At 70.6% G+C, this 17,717-nt stretch carries 16 protein-coding genes; 7 read left to right on the forward strand and 9 right to left on the reverse strand.

Annotated features, from left to right (window positions below; genetic code table 11):
- Positions 1 to 81: 81 nt before the first annotated feature.
- Positions 82 to 300, reverse strand: a complete 219-nt coding sequence (locus tag ACF1GV_RS30785) for a DUF5133 domain-containing protein (protein ID WP_391687000.1) — start codon at positions 298 to 300, stop codon at positions 82 to 84.
- A 720-nt stretch (positions 301 to 1,020) separates the two neighbouring features.
- Here ACF1GV_RS30785 and ACF1GV_RS30790 point away from each other — a divergent pair.
- Positions 1,021 to 1,221 carry a hypothetical protein gene (locus tag ACF1GV_RS30790; protein ID WP_391687002.1) on the forward strand — a complete coding sequence of 67 codons (201 nt, stop codon included), beginning with the start codon at positions 1,021 to 1,023 and terminating at the stop codon, positions 1,219 to 1,221.
- Positions 1,222 to 1,281: 60 nt separating this feature from the next.
- On the opposite strand, the gene ACF1GV_RS30795 is transcribed toward ACF1GV_RS30790, so the two are convergent.
- The 5 genes from ACF1GV_RS30795 to ACF1GV_RS30815 all read right to left on the reverse strand — a co-directional run bounded on the left by ACF1GV_RS30795 (position 1,282) and on the right by ACF1GV_RS30815 (position 5,979).
- Complete coding sequence (locus tag ACF1GV_RS30795; RefSeq protein ID WP_391687326.1) at positions 1,282 to 2,655, reverse strand: diacylglycerol/lipid kinase family protein; 1,374 nt, start codon at positions 2,653 to 2,655, stop codon at positions 1,282 to 1,284.
- A 188-nt stretch (positions 2,656 to 2,843) separates the two neighbouring features.
- The gene (locus ACF1GV_RS30800; RefSeq protein ID WP_391687005.1) at positions 2,844 to 3,296 is read right to left on the reverse strand and encodes a hypothetical protein; all 453 of its coding nucleotides are present in this window, start codon (positions 3,294 to 3,296) and stop codon (positions 2,844 to 2,846) included.
- Between the two features lie 28 nt (positions 3,297 to 3,324).
- Positions 3,325 to 3,780 carry an SHOCT domain-containing protein gene (locus ACF1GV_RS30805; RefSeq protein WP_391687009.1) on the reverse strand — a complete coding sequence of 152 codons (456 nt, stop codon included), beginning with the start codon at positions 3,778 to 3,780 and terminating at the stop codon, positions 3,325 to 3,327.
- Between the two features lie 122 nt (positions 3,781 to 3,902).
- On the reverse strand, positions 3,903 to 5,255 hold the full coding sequence (locus ACF1GV_RS30810) for a hypothetical protein (RefSeq protein WP_391687013.1): 1,353 nt from the start codon (positions 5,253 to 5,255) through the stop codon (positions 3,903 to 3,905).
- A gap of 31 nt (positions 5,256 to 5,286) precedes the next feature.
- Positions 5,287 to 5,979, reverse strand: a complete 693-nt coding sequence (locus tag ACF1GV_RS30815; RefSeq protein ID WP_391687016.1) for an HdeD family acid-resistance protein — start codon at positions 5,977 to 5,979, stop codon at positions 5,287 to 5,289.
- 203 nt (positions 5,980 to 6,182) lie between these two features.
- On the opposite strand from ACF1GV_RS30815, the gene ACF1GV_RS30820 reads away from it, so the two are divergent.
- Positions 6,183 to 6,809, forward strand: coding sequence for an ion channel (locus tag ACF1GV_RS30820; protein WP_391687019.1), 627 nt, complete (start codon positions 6,183 to 6,185; stop codon positions 6,807 to 6,809).
- Positions 6,806 to 8,212: a DUF2252 domain-containing protein gene (locus tag ACF1GV_RS30825; protein ID WP_391687021.1), complete on the forward strand. Its 1,407-nt coding sequence runs from the start codon at positions 6,806 to 6,808 to the stop codon at positions 8,210 to 8,212. The genes ACF1GV_RS30820 and ACF1GV_RS30825 overlap by 4 nt, the downstream gene beginning before the upstream one ends.
- A gap of 39 nt (positions 8,213 to 8,251) precedes the next feature.
- Here ACF1GV_RS30825 and ACF1GV_RS30830 read toward each other — a convergent pair whose 3' ends face one another.
- Complete coding sequence (locus ACF1GV_RS30830) at positions 8,252 to 8,449, reverse strand: hypothetical protein (protein WP_363262981.1); 198 nt, start codon at positions 8,447 to 8,449, stop codon at positions 8,252 to 8,254.
- Between the two features lie 269 nt (positions 8,450 to 8,718).
- On the opposite strand from ACF1GV_RS30830, the gene ACF1GV_RS30835 reads away from it, so the two are divergent.
- Positions 8,719 to 9,681 carry a YhjD/YihY/BrkB family envelope integrity protein gene (locus tag ACF1GV_RS30835; protein ID WP_391687024.1) on the forward strand — a complete coding sequence of 321 codons (963 nt, stop codon included), beginning with the start codon at positions 8,719 to 8,721 and terminating at the stop codon, positions 9,679 to 9,681.
- A gap of 35 nt (positions 9,682 to 9,716) precedes the next feature.
- Here the strand turns inward: ACF1GV_RS30835 and ACF1GV_RS30840 are convergent, their stop codons facing one another.
- A complete protein-coding gene (locus tag ACF1GV_RS30840) occupies positions 9,717 to 11,141 on the reverse strand; it encodes an MFS transporter (protein WP_391687026.1) in 1,425 nt (474 codons plus the stop codon).
- Positions 11,134 to 13,047: a glycoside hydrolase family 15 protein gene (locus ACF1GV_RS30845; protein ID WP_391687028.1), complete on the reverse strand. Its 1,914-nt coding sequence runs from the start codon at positions 13,045 to 13,047 to the stop codon at positions 11,134 to 11,136. The genes ACF1GV_RS30840 and ACF1GV_RS30845 overlap by 8 nt, the downstream gene beginning before the upstream one ends.
- 250 nt (positions 13,048 to 13,297) lie before the next feature.
- On the opposite strand from ACF1GV_RS30845, the gene ACF1GV_RS30850 reads away from it, so the two are divergent.
- From ACF1GV_RS30850 to ACF1GV_RS30860, 3 genes are all read left to right on the forward strand, one after another.
- Positions 13,298 to 15,955 (forward strand): LuxR C-terminal-related transcriptional regulator, encoded by a 2,658-nt coding sequence (locus ACF1GV_RS30850; protein WP_391687031.1) that lies wholly within the window; start codon positions 13,298 to 13,300, stop codon positions 15,953 to 15,955.
- A gap of 369 nt (positions 15,956 to 16,324) precedes the next feature.
- Entirely contained in the window at positions 16,325 to 16,843 is a 519-nt protein-coding gene (locus ACF1GV_RS30855) for a hypothetical protein (RefSeq protein WP_391687033.1), read from the forward strand.
- Between the two features lie 23 nt (positions 16,844 to 16,866).
- Positions 16,867 to 17,706, forward strand: a complete 840-nt coding sequence (locus tag ACF1GV_RS30860) for a class II glutamine amidotransferase (protein ID WP_391687036.1) — start codon at positions 16,867 to 16,869, stop codon at positions 17,704 to 17,706.
- Positions 17,707 to 17,717: the final 11 nt, after the last annotated feature.

Below are 17,717 nucleotides of genomic sequence, written 5' to 3' on the forward strand. Positions count from 1 at the left end.
TCGGCGAAAGCGCGCAGCGAGAGGTGGGCTCTTCTCCTGGTCGTCACGTTGTTCGGCTGTCACAGTGCTCCGTCGTCGGCCTCATATGGTTCCAGCCTGTGCTTCGCTGAGCAGCCCGCGTGCGTGGGACACCGCCTGCTGGGGATCACGCAGGCCGGTATAGACGCAGACGGTGTACTGAACGTCTTCCAGTCGCCGTCGGGCGTCCGGCTCCGGGTCGAGTTGGGGAGCGAGTGCATCGAACTCGTCGAGCAGGTCACGAAGTACGGAAAGGTTGATCAGAGGCATGTCGGCTCCCATTCCCGCACCTCACCGGTGCGTGATCTTGCCTTCGTGTCGTCTCGACCGCGCTGCTGAGGGCGATGGACAGTGGACAGCTCGTGCGGGATCGGTCGTTGCCCGTCACATGTCCCCGCAGACATGGGCTCGCGCCGGACGGTGGGCGTACCGCGTCCGTCGAGACAGACCGATTCAACTCCCAGGCTCTGCTTGCCGGTTCAGGAGGCAGACGGGGGCGGGAAGGCGGAGAGCAACTCCCGACAGCCACGCGGAGGTGCATCGGCCGGGTCTCGATCCAGCACCATCGCCGCGTGGTCGGGCTCACATTAGTTCAGGTGAGGGTGGTGCAAAAGACCCAGGACGACCCTCTCCTCACTCTTTGCAGCGGATCTCGCACCCTCCGCCACGGCCACCGAGCGCGGTGTGGACATGCGGCATGGGGCAATGCAGCGGGCCGCCGAGGTACGACGAGGCCGTCACTGATCGCTCGGAGGTCCGTCCGTAAGATCCGGGGAATCCCAGGGGCCGGGAGTGCTCTGCGAGCGCATGTGTATGACTGTCCGAGGGGGACTGCATGACGCAGCAGGGGATCATCGCGGGCAGGGTGTTGCTCGACTGCATCGCAGCCGAGCGGGAACGACGGCCCCGTTCGACGACTGAGGTTCGGCACCTCCGCCGCTGACCGACTGACACAGCCGCGAAGCCATCGGCCCGTCCCCACACCCACCTTGAGGAGCCACGGTGAAACGACTACGGCCGGCCTTCGGCGCCGCCTCCGTCACCCTGTTTGCCTTCGGAGCCGCACTCGCGATCCTCTATGTCGCCGACCTCGCCACGGGCGGCGACGGCCCCAGGGGGTTCGCCGAGTCCGCCTGTGCGCTGCTGGCGGGAGCCTGGCTCGCCGGGCTGCTGCACACTCGGCAGGCTGCCAAGCGTCGCTGACGTCCAGCGCGAACGCCTCCAAGGTTCACCAGGTGAAACGTACCTCCCGCCGTTTCCACCTCAGCGACGGCCGCCTTCCCGGCGCACCCCCCTGACACCACCTGACCTGACACCACCTGACACCACCGACTGGTCCAGCGCCGCCCCCGGCACGGCCTCGTGCCGGTGTGCCGTTCCGGCGAGGCCCAGGACCCGTAGCCACTCGACGCCGTGCCGGGCGCGTGGGGGCGGCAAGCGACGGGGGACGCGTATGCGCAGGGCTCCGGGGACGATCCGGCACGTCACAGGAGCGGACAGGACGACGTGTTCACCGTCGATGCCGGCCGCGATGGTCGCCGTGTCCGCATCGACGACCACCTCGGTGGAGGTCAGCCGGCTGAGCCCGGCGCCGCGCCCGCTCCTGACGGCCCGGGCCGCCTGCACGGTGTTGTCGACGTGCACGTACAGCGCTCCGAGCAGCCCCGCGTCCAGACTGCCCCTTCGGCTTCGGCGCGGGCTGATCGCGTACTGGTAGGGGTTGTTGCTGACCAGTACCGCCTGCAGTCCCTCGGCATGGAGGTCCCCTGCTCGCATCCGCAAGCGGAGGGAAGAGTCGCCCGTGAGCAGCTCGGGCAGGTCGCGCAGTGCGGTGTGCACCTTCGCGTCCCGGTAGGCGGAGTCGCCCACCACGGCGGCGTAGGTGCCGAAGGAGGCGTTGTTGACGAAGACCCGGTCGGCTGCGAACCCGAGGTCCACGTGGCGTTCGACGCCGTCGGTGAGGGCTTCCAGGGCCGCGGCCGGGTCGTCGCGGTCGAGACCGAGATCGAGGGCGAAGTGGTTGCGGGTGCCCGCGGGAATCACCACGAAGGGCAGGTCGTGTTCGTGGGCCACCTGGGCCACGAGCGCCTGGGTGCCGTCCCCGCCCGCCACGGCGAGCAGGTCGGCTCCCTGGGCGACGGCGCGACGGGCCAGGTCGGCCGCGTCCTCCTGGCCGGTGTCCAGCAGCGTCACCCAGGCGCCCGCCGCCAGGGCCCGGTCGACCAGATGGAAGCGGCCGACCTTGCCCCCTCCGGAGCGCGGATTCATCAGCACCCAGGGACGCTTGGGTGCCTTGGCCGGGGTCGGGCCGTTCCTCGCTCGAGTGGTCGGGGAAGGCGGGGCCAGGGCGCTGCGCGCGGCGGCGACGGCGAACAGCAGCAGGGCGGCGGAGAGAACGGCCGGGCCGAGCATGCCGTGCGTGGCGTACAGGCCCAGGACGGTGAGAGGTGCGGCCGCCGCCACCGCCACGCCAAGGCCGCGCAGGACACCGGTGTGCGCCAGGGTCCACCACACACCGACCGACGCCAGCGCCAGTGCGGCCATGCCGAGCAGGATCCACAGCGCGCTGCGCAGCCCGGCGACGACGAGCGGGACCAGGATGCCGGCGAGCAGCGCCAGCAGGGCCGCGCGCGCCATCCATGCGCTGCGACGATTGGCGCTCACGGGTACGGCCGGACGACCGTCCGGCCCAGGGGGCCGGACGGTCCGCGGGTCCAGTGGCTGCACGGTGCATCTCCTCTGCTTCCCCCAGGGGGCGGCGAGCGGGGCGAAGGACGCCCTCTGCTGTCACCCTCCGGGGGCGGTGAGCGCTACGACCGACGCCCTCACCTGTCGCCGCGTGGCACGGTGTCGAAGGGGTCGCCGAAGTCCTCCTTCCGGGCGACGCACAGGGCCCAGATGATGAACCCGGACATGGTGATCATGATGACGGACCACACCGGGTAGTACGGCAGGGACAGGAAGTTGGCGATGATGACGAGCCCGGCGATGGCCACACCGAGGACCCTCGCCCACGTCGCCGCCTGGAACAGCCCGATGCTGACGATCACGGCGACCACACCCAGGGCGAGATGGACCCAGCCCCAGCCGGTCAGGTCGAACTCGAAGACGTAGTTGCGTGTGGTGAGGAAGACGTCGTCCTCCGCGATCGCCATGATGCCGCGGAAGATGTCCAGGATGCCCACGAGGGTGAGCATGACGGCGGCGAAGGTCATCAGGCCTGCGGCCCACGCGAACTTCGTGGAGTGCCCCGCCCGGGGCGCATGGGTGGCGGTCATCTGTCTGCCTCGTTTTCCTGGTGCGTGCTCAGTGGGTGGCGGACGTGGTCGCGGTGCCGGGACGAACGGGAGAGCCGGCCTCGCTCAGGACGAGGTCCTTGGCACGGCGGAACTCCTCGTCGGTGATGTCTCCGCGGGCGCGCATGTCGGACAGCTTGGCGAGCTCGTTCGCGCTCGTGGCGCGACCGGAGTCGCCGGCCGCCTTCTTGACGTAGGCGTCGAACTCCGCCTGCTGGGCACGGGCGTGGCTGATCTCGCGTTGGCCCATGCTCTTGCCGCGGGCGATGACGTAGACGAAGACGCCGAGGAAGGGCAGCACGATGACGAAGATCATCCAGCCGGTCTTGCCCCAGCCGCTCAGCTCGTCGTCGCGGATGATGTCGCCGATGATCCGGAAGAGCAGGACGAACCACATGATCCACAGGAAGAACCACAGCATGGTCCAGAACATGCTCAGGAGTGGGTAGTCGTAGGCGAGTTCCATGGGGTACTCATCTCTCTTCTCGGTTCCGGGCGAGCGTCCTGCGGCCGTCCCCGGCTGATCTCAGCGTGCACACGCTGAGGCTCGCCGGGCCTCACCCGGGGCGGGTGAAGTCCCCGCCCCGCTCACGGGACTGCCCGGCCCGGTTCAGCCGTCCCTCCGGCCCGGCCGGCCGCCGCGGCCAGCACGGAGAGCACGGCGAGGACCACGACGACCAGGACGAGGACGAGGACCACGACCCCGACGGTGGGGTAGTTCCACAGCACCAGGGCCAGCGCCCCGAGCCCGATGACGGCACCGGTGGTCCACGAGCGGTGACCGTCCAGCCAGCGGCCGGTGGCGCCGGTGTTCATGCCGACGTCCCGCAGTGCGCGGCCCGCGGCGCCGGTACCGCGTCCCGCCAGCGAACGCACTGTGCGGGCCACCCGGCTCGGGCCGTACAGATACGCGGCAAGGGCGGTGATCACGGAGACGATCAGCAGGGTGCGGGTGCTGTTGCGCAGGAAGCGGATGAAGGTGTCGTAGACCACCGCGGCGGCGTCCGGGGGCAGCGTCGAGGTGGGCACGGAGTCGAGGTAGACCCGGCGCACGACGGCCAGCCCGACCAGCAGCACGATCATCATCAGACCGACACCGCAGGCCGTGATCAGCAGCATCATCCGGTGCGCCGGAGCCATCCACACGGCGAGGGCCGCCAGCACGACGGTGATGACCGGCAGCCATGCGCCCATGATGTCCAGCAGCCGCACGGCGTCCTGCGCCTTGGAGAGCTTGGCGGTCTCGAACAGCGTGATCTGCCGGTCGGGTGTGGGGATGGCGTCGGCCTTCTCGAAGCCCTGGTCGACGAGGCGCTGCTTGACCTGGTCGACGACGGTGCCGAGGTCCAGCTTGATGGTGTCGCCCTGGGCCCGTACGGCCCTGCTCTCGTCCCCGGTGAGCATGCCCACGACGCCCGCGTGAGCGCGCCGGTTGGCGCCCACCCACGCCTGCTGGAAGACATCGCCGGTGACCACGCGGTTCACGATGCCGTGCACGGCGTTCGTCAGCGCGCCGCGCAGGGGACCGGCCAGAGCGGCGGACTTGTCCACCACGCCGGGCGGTGCCCCGGCGTCCGCCAGGGCTTTGCTCAACGACGCCGTCACCGCCTCGACGTCCACGTTGGCCACGACACGGTTGGTCAGCCGGTCCGTGACGACCGCCTGGACGGCCGGTTCCTTCGCCAGCGGGGCGACGGTCTGTACGTACCGGCCGGTGTCGGTGACCGTGTCGCCCACCCAGGCCGCGACCACGGCCAGCGGTGCGAGCAGCAGGGCGACCAGAAGCACCAGGGACGCACCGGCGTAGCGTGTCTTGCGGTGGCGTACGGTCGCGGCCCGGCGCAGCCGCTTGTAGTCGGCGTGCTCCTCGGCGCTCAGCGCCACGTGGGTGCCGGAGCCGCGGCCCGAGTCGGAGGACGCGGGGGGTGTCTTCGAGGCCATGGCGGAACTCCTCGGATCTCGGACCTGACCCTCATGCCGGCGGCGACGGGCTGGACCCGGTCCGGTGCGGGTCCCTGCGCAGGGTGGCCCGCAGCGCCAGGGCGAGCCCGAGTTCGGCGACCCCGAGCAGCACCAGCCACAGGCCGAGCAGCCGGGTCAGGGCGACGGCGGACTCGGAGGGCAGCGCCAGCACCACCACGCCCGCCACGACGGCGAGGGCCGAGAAGCCGAGAACGAAGCCGCGGTGCGGCATGCCCTTGGCGGCGAGGGCCGTCCAGGCGGACAGCATGCCGGTCATGAGCCAGACAGCCCCTGTGATCAGGGAGAGCGCGGCGATCGTCTGCAGCGGGTGCCGCAGGCACAACACGCCGGCCAGGACGAAAAGCACCGCGACCAGGAGGCCCGTGTGCCGGTCGCCGTGCTCCCGGGCGAAGGCGGCGACGAACCGGAAGCACCCTGTCACGACCAGATACAGGCCGATGAGCACAGCCAGCACATGAAGGGTCTCGTCCGGCCAGACGAGGACCAGGATGCCCGGCACCAGCGTCGTCACCGCCGAACCCAGCAGCCAGGTCCAGGAACCGCCCAGCTGCGCCAGCTGCCGTTCGGGACCGGCGTCCGTCGCGTCGGCCGACTGGGCCCGGCCGCCGTCCCGGGCGAGGTCCGCCGACTCGGTCAGCGGCTCGGATCCGGTGCGCGGTGCCGTACCACGCGACACGGTCATGGTTCCTCCTCGCATGTCACGGCCCGGCATCGGACCGCCGGTGAAACGGTGCGCGTGCTGTTCGCGCAACGCCTTCGCCCGCCCAGCTTCCTGCGCGTCACCGCGGGCTGGGTCACCCCTCGGGGGTGATCCGCGCCGGGGGCCGTGGCGGTGGGCTGGTCCCTGTAGAGGCAAGGCGTTCCGGAGGGACGACGTGAGACGCCATGACTGATCCAGCCGCCGCCCGCGAACAGGTCTCCGAGCCGGGTGGGACTGCTTCCCCGCCGGTCAGGTCCACGCGTTCCGGCCGTCTGGTGACGGCTGCCGCGCTCGTGCGGGCCGGCCTCATAGCGGCCGCCCTCATAGCCGCGTACTACCTGCTGCCTCTGGACCACGGCGGAGAGGCCGGGACCACCGCGCTTCTGGTGTGCGGTCTGCTCGCCGTGGCCGGCGTCTTCGCGTGGGAGGTGCGGACCATCATGCACTCGCCCAACCCCCGCCTGAAGGCGGTCGAAGCGCTGGCTGCCACGGTGGTGCTGTATCTGGTCCTCTTCGCCGGCACGTACTACCTCCTGGAGCAGTCCGCCACGGGCTCCTTCAACGAACCGCTGACCAAGACCGACGCCCTGTACTTCACGCTGACGACGTTCACGACCGTCGGGTACGGAGACATCAACGCCCGTTCGCAGACCGCGCGCGTGGTGACGATGCTCCAGATGGCCGGCGGACTCATGCTGGTCTTCGTCGCAGCACGGATCCTCGCCTACGCCGTGCAGACCGGACTGCGCCGCCGGAACGGGCAGGCGGCGGGGCAGGACGAGGGCGGCGGGCAGACGGAGGGACGGCCATGACGACACCGACGACCAACACGGCCCTGTCGACCGCCGAACGGGCGGAGTACGGCAAGGACGCCCGCAAGCGCGCCCCGCGTTCCTGCCACGGATGGTTCGAGGCGGACGGGGGCCGCCCCGACCCGGTGGAGGTACTGGAGGCCCAGTCGGCCACCCGCGTGCAGGAGTTGGTGCCCGTCCGCTACGGCCGCATGCTCGAGTCGCCGTTCCGTTTCTACCGGGGCGCTGCCGGTCTCATGGCCATGGACCTCGGGCAGCTGCCGAACACGGGCCTGACGGTGCAGCTGTGCGGAGACGCCCATCTGCTGAACTTCCGGCTGCTGGCCTCGCCCGAGCGTCATCTGGTCTTCGACATCAACGACTTCGACGAGACCCTGGCCGGCCCCTTCGAGTGGGACGTCAAACGGCTCGCGGCCTCCTTCGCCATCGCCGGCCGGCACAACGGCTTCTCGACCGCGGAACAGGACAGCGCCGTACGCGAGTGTGTGCGCGCCTACCGCACCCGCATGCGGGAGTTCGCCGCGATGCCCACCCTGGACGTCTGGTACGCGCAGGACGACGCCGACCGGATGCGTGCCCTGATGGCCTCGTCGATGAACAAGGAGGCCAGACGGCGCACCGCCGAGGCGACAGCGAAGGCCCGCACCCGCACCCATCTGCAGGCTTTCGCCAAGCTCACCCGGGTCACGGCCGAGGGGCGGCGGATCACGCCGGATCCCCCGCTGGTCACCCCGCTGCGGGACCTGCTGGACGACCCGTCCGACGACCGGCAGGAAAAGGAGCTGCGCGGTGTGGTGGAGGGATACGCGCGCACGCTGTCCTCGGAGCGCCGGTTCCTGCTGCGCCGCTACCGGCTGGTCGACATGGCCCGCAAGGTGGTGGGCGTCGGCAGCGTCGGCACACGATGCTGGATCCTGCTGCTGCTCGGCAAGGGGGACGACGATCCGCTGCTGCTGCAGGCCAAGGAGGCCAACGAGTCGGTCCTGGCTGCCCACACCGGTGCCGCCCGCTACGACAACCAGGGCCGCCGTGTGGTGACCGGACAGCGGCTGATCCAGACCACCAGCGACATCTTCCTCGGCTGGACTCACGCGGTGGGCCTGGACGGCGTCGGCCGGGACTTCTACGTCCGGCAGCTCCGGGACTGGAAGGGCATCGCACGGCCCGAGACCATGGACCCGGGCCTGTTTCGTCTGTTCGCCCACCTGTGCGGGGCGGGTCTGGCCCGGGCCCACGCCCGCTCCGGCGACCCCGTCGCGATCGCCGCCTACCTGGGCGGCGGCGACCGTTTCGACCGGGCCCTGGCCCTCTTCGCACAGGCGTACGCCGACCAGAACGAGCAGGACGCCGGCGCACTGGCCGCGGCCGTCGCCTCGGGCCGCCTCCGCGCGACCGTCCTGTGAGTGCGCGCGGCCATGGTGTGACAGGCAGGGGCGCCCGCGTCAGTCGGGCAGCCGGCGCATCTCGAGCACCCTCAGCCCCAGCGACTGACAGCGGCCCAGGAGCCCGTACAGGTGGGCCTCGTCGACGACAGGGCCGTACAGCACCGTCTCATCGGAGATCACCACGTGGTTCAGCTCAGGGAAGACCTTGGCCAGTGTCTCCGAGAGATGTCCCTCGACGCGGATCTCGTAGCGCATGTGCCGCACTCCCGCCGACAGCCGATGGCTGTGCTCGTCCGGGTCTTCGGGTTCCAGCTTCACGCCCTGCGGCGGCGCCGGGGATCACCCTGGGCAGGTGACCCGTGTCCGTCTCGGCGATTGCGGGCAGAGACGGGCTTCGCCACCCCCTCGCAGGCGGCTTCCGACCGGGGCGCGGGTGAGCCACACGGGTTCGGCCCGCTGAACGATCCTTGTGGCGTCCCCGATGGCGCGCAGACGGCGGTTACGCTCCTGCCGTTTCACGGTTCGTGCACCTCAGGGAGGGCAGGGAGACGGCTGGGATCAACCGCGAGCGTCTGCGCAGGACGCTGACGTTCTGGCTGCGTCCTGCCTTCGCCCTGCGCGTCCTCAACCGCTTCCAGCACATCGCGGGGTTCGACCGCTCGATGGCCCTGGCCTCCAGCGCCTTCACGGCGCTGGTCCCGCTCGCCCTCCTGGTCGGCGTCGTCCTGGGCAGCATCGTGCACGTCGACGCCGCGGAACGGATCATCCGGCGCTACGACCTCAGCGGCGCCGGAGCCGACGCCGTGAACTTGCTCTTCTCCCCGGCGCAGAACGAGAGCGCGAGCAACGGCGTCTTCGGTGTGCTGTTCCTGACGATCTCCGTCCTGAGCTTCGCGCGCGCCGCACAGCGGCTCTTCGAGCAGGCCTGGGAACTGAAGCCGCTCAGCGTGCGCAACTCGCGCAACGGCCTGTGGTGGATCCTCACCCTCGGGGCCTACGCCCTGGTCAGCGGGTGGATCTCCGCGGTGCTCGGTGAGTGGGCCGCCGGTCTGGTGGCCGGCGTGTGCCAGGCGGCGGTGACGGCGGTGTTCCTCACCTGGAGCGGCTGGATCCTGTCGGCCAAACGGATCGCCCGGCGCGCGCTGATCCCGTTCGGAGCCACCGGAGCCGTTCTCACGGCCGTCTATTCCTGGGGCGCGGCCTTCTACCTGCCGCGTTTGTTCAACACCTACGCGGACCGCTACGGCGTCGTCGGCAGTGTCTTCGCGATGCTGTCCGCTGTCTTCGCGGCCATGTTCGTCCTCGTCGCGTCGGCCTCGCTGGGCCGCGAGGTGGGCGACGAGCTCGCCCGGATCCGGCAGGGCCGGCAGCCTTCCGAGCACGAGGTCCGTCAGCAGTGGGAAAGCGTGGTGGAACAGACCCGTTCCCGCTGGCGCACGGCCCGCAAGGACGTCTCCGGGCGCCGGGGGAAGCGCTCCAAGTCCTGACGAGCGAACCCGCCGCGCCGGCGGCCGGCCCGGCGTCAGCCCTTGTGGTACACGTCCGTGCCTCGTGGCGCGGGCACGGAACCGGCCCCTTCGGCGCGGGGGAGGCGCGCGGCCGCGGCCAGGCCGCCGAGTCCGACGACGGCCAGGGTGATCATTGCCGCGGCATAGGCCCCTGTGGTCAGTCCGGAGACCAGGATGGTGCCGGCGACGGCGGTACCGAAGGACGAACCGAGGTTCGACACGCTGCGGGACAGTCCGGAGATCTCTCCCTGCTGTTTCTCGGGGAACTGTGACTGCACGACGTTGACGGACGGCGTCAACATCAGGCCCAGCCCCAGTCCGATCAGCAGCAGCCCGGGGACGAAAGCCCAGGCGGTGGAGAAGGCGCCGGCCAGGGCGATTAGAAGGGCCACACCGGCGTCGCAGGCGATGAAGCCGGTCATGATCAGCGTGCGCGGCGGCTTCCGCCTGGCCAGCCGTTCGGCGGACAACGACGTGAACAGCAGCCCGAGCGTGGCCGCGGTGAACACGATCCCGGTCTGGATGGCGTCGTAATGGCGCACGGTCTGGAGGTATGCCGCCACCGTGAACGACGTACCCATGAGTATCAGCCACTGGATGTTCTGGGTGATCAGCCCGACGTTCGAGACACGGTCGCGGAACAGCGAGACCGACAGCAGTGGCTCCCTTCCGGATGCTTCCCGTGCACGTGCGGAGAGGAAGAACCACACGAGGACGCCCGCGCCGAGGACCAGCAGGCCGATCGTGAGCCAGATGTTGTTGTCCGCGGCCAGGATTCCCATCACGACGAGGACGAGACCCGCCGCGGAAAGCACCGCGCCGAAGACGTCGAAGGAGCGGGTGGGATCCGGCGGCAGTGGATCGTCGAGGCGGCGGCTGAGCACGATGATCACCACGATGACTAGGGCCTGGAACACGAACGCCGCACGCCAGCCGATGCCCGTGGTGATCAGTCCGCCGATGAGTGGTCCGGCGGCGGCACCGACGCCGCCCAGCGCCATGACGATTCCGAAGGCACGGGCACGTGAGGCGTGGTCCGGGTTGAGGAGGGTGGTGAGGATGTAGACCGGCGGGATGAGCAGGGCCGTCCCGATGCCCTCGAGGATCGAGTTGCCGAGGATCAGGACACCCAGGCCGGGGGCCGCCGCGCTCAGCAGGGCGCCGATCGCGTAGATGACGAGACCGGTCAGGAAACAGCGTTTGCGGCCGTAGCGGTCCGTCAGTCTGCCGCCGGGGATCATCAGTGCCGCCATCACCACCAAGAAGACGGTGATGACCACCTGCACGCCTTGGACGGTGGTGTCCAGGTCCTCACTGATGTCGTTGATCATCACGTTCATGTTGGAGCCGGCGAAGCTGCAGATGAACTGGGCGAGGGCCAGCGCGGCCAGGGCTCGTCGGGGCCCTGCCGGTCGGTGGCGCGCGGCCGGATCAACCACGGCCGGGACTCCCAGGAGTGGTCTCGGTGGGCACCTTCATACCGCGAGTCGCCGGGTGCTGTCGGCCGTCGGCCCGCGGCCTGCTGCCCGCCTTGGCCAGTTCCTCGTCCAGTGCCATGGCCGCGGTGACCAGGGCGAGGTGGGTGAACGCCTGCGGGAAGTTGCCGAGTTGCTCGCCCGAGGGGCCTATCTCCTCGGCGAAGAGACCGACGTGGTTGGCGTAGGTGAGCATCTTGTCGAAGGCGTACCGGGCCTGGGCGAGCCTTCCGCTGCGGGCCAGGGCCTCGACGTAGAAGAAGCTGCACAGGTTGAAGGTGCCTTCCGACCCGCGAAGTCCGTCGGGGGAGGCCGCGGGGTCGTAGCGGTAGACCAGGCTGTCGCTGACCAGTTCCTGGTCCATGGCGTCGAGGGTGCTGAGCCAGTCGGGGTCGCGCGGCGAGATGAAGCCGACCTTCGGCATGAGCAGAAGGGAAGCGTCCAGCACCTCGGTGTCGTAGTGCTGTACGAACGCCTGCCGCTTCTGGTGCCAGCCGTGCTCGACGATCTGTCGGAACACCGTGTCACGCGCCCTGGTCCAGCCGAGTGTGTCGCCGGGGCGGGAGAAGGCGTAGGCCGCCTTGATGCCGCGGTCGAAGGCCACCCAGGTCATCAGCCGGCTGTAGGTGAAGTTCTGCCGGCCGCCGCGCGTCTCCCAGATGCCCTCGTCCGGCTGGTCCCAGTGGTCGGTGAGCCACTCCAGGACGTCGCTCAGTGCCTTCCACCCGCGGATCGCCCCGATGTCTCCGCCGACGATCAAGGCGTCCGACGCCTCGCCGTAGATGTCCAGCTGGAGCTGGTCCGCCGCCGCGTTGCCTGCCCTCACCGGATGGGAGCCCCGGTACCCCTCCAGGTGGTCCAGGACTTCCTCCGTGAGGTACGGATCGCCGTCGACGCGGTACATGATCTGCAGGGGGTCGCCGTGGGGGGTCTCCCGGGCTTCGATACGGTCCCGCAGCCATCGGCGGAAGGCGTGCGCCTCCTCCTGGAATCCCAGGTCGATCAGAGCACGGACCGAAAGGGAGCCGTCTCGCACCCACGTGTAGCGGTAGTCCCAGTTGCGCTCGCCGCCGATCTGCTCGGGCAGCCCCATCGTGGCGGCGGCGATGGGAGCTCCGGTCGGCGCGTAGGTGAGCAGCTTGAGGGTGATCGCCGAGCGGTTCACCATGTCCTGCCAACGCCCGTGGTACGTGCACGAACGCAGCCAGGACAGCCAGAAGGAGCGGCAGCCCTCAAGGTCGTCGATGACGCCCTCCAGTGAGGGGCGTGGTGGCGCGGAACGGCCGCTTGCCGTGCTGGTCAGCACGATCGCGGCGGCCTGACCGGCCGCGAGCGTGAATCGGGCGGTGACGTCGTCGCCCTCGGCACGCAGCGACACACCGGGGGTGGACTGCAGGCAGAGATCCGTGCCCGGGCCGCGGAACACCGCCGTGTGGTCATCGGCCAGTGCCAGCTCGTGGGGAGCGCGGCCGTAATCGAAGCGCGGACGGCAGGCGAGAGCGAAGGACAGACTGCCGCGGACCACGCGGGCGACCCGCACCAGCCGGTGCCGGTCCTGGGGTGCGGTGGAGTCGAGGGGAACCATGAAGTCGGCCACCTCGCCGACGCCCTCGGGCGCCATGAAACGGGTGACAAGGATGGCCGTGTCGGACAAATACAGCTGCCGCACCGTCGAGCCGCTCCCGGAGGCGAGGTCCGCGGCGAGACGGCAGTGCCCACCGCGCTCGCTGTCCAGCAGTGAGGCGAAGACACTGGGGGAGTCGAAGCGGGGCGTGCACCACCAGTCGATGTGTCCGCTGGAGGAGACCAGAGCGGCTGTCTGCAGGTCGCCGATCATGCCGTGCTCTGCGATGGGCGGATATTCGGTCACGACGGCCTCCGGCTCGCGGACATGCCCTTCGGCACGGTGCCGGGCCGGCCGGCACGCCTCCAGCCTTCGCGTCGGCCGCGACGACGGCATCACCCGCCGCGGGTGAAGCCGGGCCACGGCGCCCGAGCCCGTAAGTGCCTTCCCTGGCCGGCGGGCGCCAGGCCAGGGGCGTTCGGCCCCCGTGTGGCGCGTCCGGGGCTGAGAGGGTGTGATGGTGGTGGGGGAGCCAGCCACCGCGATCCGGCGGGTGATGAGAGCTGTGGCACCTGAAGACGAGATCCCGCGACATCCTGCTGGTCAAGAGCTCGATCCGCTCGGCGATCCGTTTCTGCGGTCCCGGTTCGCCCTGCCGGCGCGACCTGTGACGTTCCTGCGTCGTGAACGGCTGGTCGCACGCCTGCGGCACGCCTCCTCCACACCGCTGGTGATGGTCAACGGAGGCGCCGGGGCGGGCAAGACCCTGCTCGTCGCCGACTGGGCCGCGGGCCTCGAGCAGCCGTTCGCCTGGCTGACCGTGGACGAGACGGTCCGGCGGCCGGGCATGTTCTGGGCCCACCTGATCAGGGCCCTGCACACCGCGGGCGTGCCGATGCCCGCTGACATCGGTTTCCCCACCGACGCACGGCAGGTGGACCGCACGCTGCTGAACCGGCTGACGGCACAGCTCAGCGGCAACAGCACCGGCGTGACCATGGTGATCGACGAGTACGACAAAACCGTGCCCGAGGTCTCGGAACAACTGGCGTTCGTGCTGCACCACGCCGGGCCGGGACTGCGGCTGGTGCTGGTCACCCGCACCGAACCGCTGCTGCCGCTGCACCGCTATCGTGCCTCCGGCGAACTGGCCGAGATCAGGGACGCCGAGCTGGCCTTCACCCCCGAGGAGGCCGCCGAACTGCTGGACCTGCACGGACTGCGCGTGTCCCTCGCGGTGGCCGACGCCCTCGTGGACCGCACGCGCGGCTGGGCGGCCGGCCTGCGATTGTGCGCCCTGGCCGCCCGCCAGAGCGCGGATCCGGAGCGTTACCTGAAGGAGTTCGAAGCCGGTCACAGCACGGTTGCCGACTTCCTGCTGGTCGAGGTGCTCCAGCGGCAGCCGCCGCCGACGCAGGACCTGCTGCTGCGCGTCAGTGTTCTGGAGCGTTTCTGCGCCGACCTGGCCGACGAGCTGACCGGGCGCCGCGATGCCGCGCCCATCCTGGCCGGACTGCACCGCGTGAACGCCTTCGTAGACGACCTCGGGCACTCCTGGTACCGCCTGCATCCGCTGTTCCGGGAGATCCTGCGCGTCCATCTGCGGGAGCGATGCCCCGGCCTGGAGCCGGAACTGCACCGGCGGGCCGCGCACTGGCTGCGAGGATCGGGGACACTGCCGGAGATGGTCAGCCACGGCGCGGCCGCGGACGACTGGGAGTTCACAGCCCGGGCCCTGATCGACGACCTGGCGATCGGGCAGCTGTTCACAGGTCTGTGCTCCGACGACCTGACCGGGCTGCTCGCCGACATGGACCCTGTTCCGCCGACCGCGGAGTCGGACCTTGTCCAGGCGGCCTGCGACCTCTCCCGCCACGACGTCGACCGCGGTCTGGCCCATCTGCACCACGCGAAGGAACACTTCGCCGCCGAGGCCCCAGGCCCCCCGGCGGCGAAGCTGAGCTGCGCGCTGCTGGAGGCCCTGGCGGCCCGGCTGTCCGGCTCCCCGCACCAGGCGGAACAGGCGGCGCAGACGGCCGGCGAACTCCAGCGGGAGGTCCCCGTCCAGCTGCTCGACCAACACCCCGAAGTGTCCGCCCTGCTGCTGACCCACGTGGGTTCGACGCGGCTGTGGGCGGGGCGTCTGGAAGAGGCACGAGCCGCCCTGACCGTGGTCACCGGCGACCGTGGCGGCGCGTCGACGGCGCTTCCCCGACAGGAGTCACTGGTCCACCTGGCCCTGATCGACTATCTCAACGGATGGCCGGACAGGGCCCAGCACCACGTGTCCGCAGCCATCGCGGAGTCGGAACGCTTCTCCCTGCCCGAGCGGGCCGACTCCGGCCTCGGGGGGCTGGTCATGGCAGCGGTGGCTGTCGAGCGCGACGAACTGGACCAGGCCCAGACCCTGCTCGACCAGACGCCCGATGGCGAGGCGCCGGACCCGGTGACGGCTGCGGGAAGGTCCCTCGTGACGGCCCGGCTGCTGCTGGCTCGGGGCAGGGAACGCGCCGCGATGGCGGCCAGCGCCGAGGACGTGCCGGCCGATGCCGCCTGTCCCTGGGCGGAGGGTTACGCCGCGCTCGCCGCGTCCGCGGCCCACCTGGCCGAAGGCCGGCCGGACGCCGCAGCGGAGGTGCTGCGTGATCTGGGCACCGACCAGCCGGCGTGTGCGGTGGGCGTCGCGCGGGCCCACCTGGCAGCCGGCGACCGGTCGAGCGCATTGAGCGTGCTCAACGCGATGCCCGGCGCGCAGCACATCGGCCCGGCGCTGCGCGTACGCGCCACACTGCTGCGGGCGCAGGCCGCCCACGCCGACGGCGACGACACCGCGACCCGCCGGCTGCTCACCGAAGCGCTGCTGACCGGCCGCCGCGACAGACTGCGCCGGCCGTTCCGGGAAGCCGGTGAATGGATGGCACCGTTCCTGGAGCAGGTCCCGCTACGGGAGCTGGCCACCGGGTGGCTCACGTCGGGTGACGCGGTGGCCGGTGCGGGGGCCGAGCCCGCGCCCGTACTGGTCGAACGACTGAGCGCACGTGAGCGGGATGTGCTGGCGCTCCTCGCACAGATGATGTCGACCGAAGAGATCGCCGCCGACCTCTTCGTGTCGGTGAACACGGTGAAGACCCACGTCAAGAGCCTTTACCGAAAGCTCGCGGTGAGCCGGCGGATCGACGCTGTGCGGCGGGCACGCGGACTGGGGCTCCTCTGACCGCACGCCGACGACCGCTTCGGTGGCTGCTCCCGGCGCCGCCAGGATCAGGGGCGGCCCGGCGCGGTGACCGCTCGCGGCGCCACCGAACCACGGGCGGCGCGGCTGTCGGGCGGCATCTGCGCACGCGCGATCCCCCGCAAGGGGTGAGGTGGCTCGCCGGGGATCGATGTGCGATGGGAAGGGCGGCAGGACGGCCGGCCGCCGCCCCGGGTGCGAGCGTCGCGGCCCGGGCCGACCCGGCGAGGTGAACCGTGGGATGCCGGCGGACTCCGAGCGACCTTGGTACGGCCGGCTGGACGGCCGGGCCCAGCCGTCCCCGGACCGAAGTCCTGGGACGGCTGAGCCGACGTCCGGAAGGCAGTCATCATGCTGAGACCCGACCCCACCGTTGCCCGTGAGCGGCGCAGGGAGCGCCGCGCCCACGCCGACTACACCGGCGGTGTCTACGGCTCCCTGCTGGCCGCCACCGTGGTGATCGGTGCCGGCACGCTGGGCTCCTTCCCCCGTCTGGAACTGGTCGCGCTGCTTCTCCTGAGCGCGGTGGCCTTCTGGATCGCGCATGTGCACGCCCAGCTGTTCGGCGCGCGCCTGGCGGAGCACCCCCTCGACCGCCATACCGTCCTGCACGTGTGCCGGGACGAATGGCCGATCGTCAAGGCCGCCGTCCCGCCGGCGGTGGCCGTGGCGGTCAGCCCCCTGCTGGGACTCGATGTGCAGGGCGCACTGTGGCTGGCGCTCGCCGTGGCCGTCGTGGGGCAGATGGGGTGGTCGGTGGCGGCGGCTCGGCGGGCCGGCGCCCCGGCGCGTCTGGTCGTGCTCACGGCCGTGGTCAATCTGGTCCTCGGTCTGCTGATCATCTCCTTCAAGCTTTTTGTGAAGCACTGAGGAGCGAAGGGATCTGATCCAAGATGTGCCGATGGATCGCCTACTCGGGCACTCCTGTCCTTCTCAGCAGAGTTCTGTTCGAGCCGGAGCACTCGCTGATCGACCAGAGCCTGCACTCCCGGATGGGGGTGGAGACGACCAACGGGGACGGCTTCGGCATCGGCTGGTACGCCGAGGACACGGCCCTCACTCCGGCTGTCGTGCGGGACGTGGGCCCCGCGTGGAACAACCGCAACCTCCAGGAGGTCGCCCACCACGTTCGATCGGGTCTCTTCTTCGCCCACATCAGGGCGGCGACCGGGACCGCCGTGCAGCAGTCCAACTGCCACCCCTTCCGGCACGGCCGCTGGATGTGGATGCACAACGGGATGATCAACGGGTTCCGGCTCATGAGGCGTGACCTCGCCGTGGCCGTCGATCCCGGGCTGTACCCCGACATCGAGGGCTCCACCGACTCCGAACTCATGTTCTTTCTGGCACTCACCTTCGGCTTGACAGAGGATCCACCCGGTGCGGTGACGCGCATGGTGAACCTGATCGAGGACACGGGACACGCCCGCGGCGTCCGGCATCCGCTCCAGATGACCATCGCGGTGGCGAACGGCGAGCGTGTGTGGGCCTTCCGCTACTCCAGCGAAGGCCGCTCGCGGTCGCTGTACTACAGCACCGAGGTGGCCGCGCTGCGCGCGCTCCACCCGGACGCCGCCTTCCTCAGGGACATCTCCGACGAGACCCGTCTCGTCGTGTCCGAACCACTCGGCGAACTCGCCGGCGCCTGGAACGAAGTACCGGAGAACAGTTACGGCGTCCTCCAGCCGGGAGACGACGCGCTGCACGCCTTCCGGCCCGCTCGTGCGGGGTGACCCGGCCGGCA

The sequence above is a fragment of the Streptomyces sp. NPDC014006 genome, from assembly GCF_043088925.1.
Taxonomy (GTDB): Bacteria; Actinomycetota; Actinomycetes; order Streptomycetales; family Streptomycetaceae; genus Streptomyces.

What these genes read in the sequence shown, in the direction of transcription:
- ACF1GV_RS30785 (WP_391687000.1), bottom strand. Translation starts at nt 300, where the DNA reads ATGGGAGCCGACATGCCTCTGATCAACCTTTCCGTACTTCGTGACCTG.
- ACF1GV_RS30795 (WP_391687326.1), bottom strand. Translation starts at nt 2,655, where the DNA reads ATGGCGCGCGCGGCCCTGCTGGCGCTGCTCGCCGGCATCCTGGTCCCG.
- ACF1GV_RS30800 (WP_391687005.1), bottom strand. Translation starts at nt 3,296, where the DNA reads ATGACCGCCACCCATGCGCCCCGGGCGGGGCACTCCACGAAGTTCGCG.
- ACF1GV_RS30805 (WP_391687009.1), bottom strand. Translation starts at nt 3,780, where the DNA reads ATGGAACTCGCCTACGACTACCCACTCCTGAGCATGTTCTGGACCATG.
- ACF1GV_RS30810 (WP_391687013.1), bottom strand. Translation starts at nt 5,255, where the DNA reads ATGGCCTCGAAGACACCCCCCGCGTCCTCCGACTCGGGCCGCGGCTCC.
- ACF1GV_RS30815 (WP_391687016.1), bottom strand. Translation starts at nt 5,979, where the DNA reads ATGACCGTGTCGCGTGGTACGGCACCGCGCACCGGATCCGAGCCGCTG.
- ACF1GV_RS30820 (WP_391687019.1), top strand. Translation starts at nt 6,183, where the DNA reads ATGACTGATCCAGCCGCCGCCCGCGAACAGGTCTCCGAGCCGGGTGGG.
- ACF1GV_RS30825 (WP_391687021.1), top strand. Translation starts at nt 6,806, where the DNA reads ATGACGACACCGACGACCAACACGGCCCTGTCGACCGCCGAACGGGCG.
- ACF1GV_RS30830 (WP_363262981.1), bottom strand. Translation starts at nt 8,449, where the DNA reads ATGCGCTACGAGATCCGCGTCGAGGGACATCTCTCGGAGACACTGGCC.
- ACF1GV_RS30850 (WP_391687031.1), top strand. Translation starts at nt 13,298, where the DNA reads ATGAGAGCTGTGGCACCTGAAGACGAGATCCCGCGACATCCTGCTGGT.
- ACF1GV_RS30855 (WP_391687033.1), top strand. Translation starts at nt 16,325, where the DNA reads ATGCTGAGACCCGACCCCACCGTTGCCCGTGAGCGGCGCAGGGAGCGC.
- ACF1GV_RS30860 (WP_391687036.1), top strand. Translation starts at nt 16,867, where the DNA reads ATGTGCCGATGGATCGCCTACTCGGGCACTCCTGTCCTTCTCAGCAGA.